Here is a 1150-nt window from a genome sequence, read left to right on the forward strand (position 1 = left end):
GGGTTGGGGGTTGGGGTTTCTTCTTCCCTACACCCTAACACCTGACCCCTATCCCCTTCTTTTGTTTGAACTTGAACACCCAAATGCAGCGTCACATCATAGCGGAATTGAATGAGTTCGTTTTGTGCATAACCACGTTTAGGCCGAATTTCTAAAGAGCCAATTTGAGGAAAGCGTTGTTTTAAAGCGATAAAGAATCTAGGATCGATCGCCAACTCCTCTTCAGTAGCGATACTTTGACCGACTTGCTGCTGCCATTGTTCAACACTTCTGTCCCCAGCTGCTTGCGCTAACTTCACCGCTGCATGAAAAGGTTCCAGTAAAGGCAAGCTGCGGACATCCCCAACAAAAATTGCACCTTTGTGAGAATCAATTGCCCCAATTGCGCCTTCGAGAACCTGCAACAGATAATCCACACTAGGGAAATACTGCACCACTGAATTGATAATTACAGTATCGAAATAGCCTTTGGGGATATCCGCAAAGTTATCTGCGGTTTGCTGTCGTAATTGGACGTTTTCTAAACCTGCCACTGTGCGACATACTTGGTCAACGTATTCAATGGCCGATCGGGAATAATCTGTTCCCCAATACTCTTTGGCGTTTTTAGCTACTCGATACAACAGTAATCCACTCCCACAACCAATTTCTAAGACTCTTTGTGGTGCCAGGGATAATATTCGGCTGACCGTAGTTTCCACCCACACCCGCATTTCGGCAGCTGGAATTGGCTGTTTAGTGTAACTACTATTCCAACCAGAAATATTAAAGGTGGGGTCATCAATAGCCGTTTGAGCTTCGCTATAGGATTGTTCATAGAGGGCTTGCCAATCACTGATGTACTCATTTTGCCATTGCTGTACCTGCTGGTCTAAGGCTTGGCCTGTCAGTCCTGGTACTAAGTAAGCGACTAATCGTTTATCTCCTGGGCTGTCAACTCTGGCGATGACTACGCTCTCTTGTACTAACGGGTGTTGACGCAAGACGGCTTCGATTTCACCTAACTCAATGCGAAAACCCCGGATTTTCACTTGATTATCGAGCCGTCCCAGGTATTCGATGTTACCATCTGGTAAATAACGGGCTAAGTCTCCGGTTTTATAAAGTCTAAGAACCGGGGGTTGGGGGGTAGGTGTTAGGGTGTCTCTTA

1 protein-coding gene is annotated in these 1150 nt (G+C 46.2%); it reads right to left on the reverse strand.

What is annotated here, in order from left to right; all coding sequences use genetic code 11:
- Nucleotides 1-1150 (reverse strand): class I SAM-dependent methyltransferase (locus IQ264_RS32515; protein WP_193986927.1); only part of this gene is annotated, 1150 nt, incomplete at both ends.

The sequence above is a fragment of the [Phormidium] sp. LEGE 05292 genome (assembly GCF_015207735.1).
Taxonomy (GTDB): domain Bacteria; phylum Cyanobacteriota; class Cyanobacteriia; order Cyanobacteriales; family Aerosakkonemataceae; genus Floridanema.